The 1,219-nt window shown below is 67.4% G+C and carries 2 protein-coding genes; both read left to right on the plus strand.

Features of this window, described 5'->3' with window-relative positions; translation table 11 throughout:
* The first annotated feature begins 413 nt into the window (after positions 1-413).
* Positions 414-680 carry a transposase family protein gene (locus ACFYP3_RS37890; RefSeq protein WP_388842676.1) on the plus strand — a complete coding sequence of 89 codons (267 nt, stop codon included), beginning with the start codon at positions 414-416 and terminating at the stop codon, positions 678-680.
* The gene (locus ACFYP3_RS37895) at positions 673-1,014 is read left to right on the plus strand and encodes a hypothetical protein (protein WP_388842678.1); all 342 of its coding nucleotides are present in this window, start codon (positions 673-675) and stop codon (positions 1,012-1,014) included. The genes ACFYP3_RS37890 and ACFYP3_RS37895 overlap by 8 nt, the downstream gene beginning before the upstream one ends.
* The last annotated feature ends 205 nt before the right edge of the window (positions 1,015-1,219 follow it).

Below are 1,219 nucleotides of genomic sequence, written 5' to 3' on the forward strand. Positions count from 1 at the left end.
TCAGAGTGGACTTCAGCTGGCCCCCTCAGACCGGCCTGAGCTGGACGAATACCGGCACGGGTGTCACCCGATCAGGGGCCACTCTGAAAATGCTCAGTGAGTCCGTTGTGGAGACGGAGTTTGTGCAGGAGCCGGTCGTCGGGGCGGGTGTCGGACGAGCAGTTGATCGCGATGCTCGTGGACCCAGGGCTTCGGCGTAGTCGCTTGACGTCCGGTTCGTGACGATCTGCCGACTCGGTGGGTTCCGGGAACGTGACAGGCACGGCTTCCAAGATCATGGAGTTCTCGACGCCCCGTGATCCGAGTGGAAGACCGTGCCTGCCGACGCATCATCGCCGATCCCCTTTGACCAACTCCGTGAGCATGCCGCCGTACCCGGAGAGCTGCCGGGCCTGCTGGATCGCCTGGCCGAGGTGCCCGGCCCCCGAGATCCGCGGGGCGTAAGGCATGCTCTGGTCGTCGTGCTCGCGCTGACCGCGTGCGCGGTTCTGGCCGGAGCGACCTCCCTGCTGGCGGTCGGGGAATGGATCGCGGACGCCCCGCCGTCCGTCCTGGAGCGCCTCGGTATACGGCCCGATCCTCTGTCCCCGAAGCGGAGGGGCCGGCGGAGGCGACGGTCCGGCGGCTGCTGGCCCGCATCGACGGTGACGCGCTGGACCGGGCGGTGGGCCGTTGGCTGACCGACCGGCGGGGCCGCGCCGACGGCCGGATGAGGGGACTGGCGGTCGACGGCAAGGTCTGCGCGGAGCGGCCAGGGCCGGAGGCCGCAAGATCCATCTGCTCGCCGCCTGCGACCACCTCTCCGGCCTGGTCCTGGCCCAACTCGACGTGGGCGAGAAGACCAACGAGATCACCTGCTTCCAGCCACTGCTGGAGACCCTCGCCGACCTGGCGGGCGTGGTCGTGACCAGCGATGCCATGAGTTTGTTCAACCCGCCCCCCGATCAGGTGACACGACGGGAGCGCCTGCGCAGGTCAGGCTGTTGGGTCGCTCGCGGCTGGAGCCAAAGTTGAAAGGGCTCCATGCACACCCAGCGCGAGCATGCCGGCTACCTGACCGGCCGGGGCGCGCACTACATCGTGATCGTGAAAGACAACCAGAAGAAGCTCCGCAAGCAGCTCAATGAACCGCCCCGGTGTGTTCGGAGACTCCACTTCGTGAGGAGATGGAGTCCATGTCACGTCCTTCGAGGAACTATCCGGCTGAGTTGCGTGAGCG

The organism is Streptomyces sp. NPDC005533 (genome assembly GCF_042871845.1).
Classification (GTDB): Bacteria; Actinomycetota; Actinomycetes; order Streptomycetales; family Streptomycetaceae; genus Streptomyces.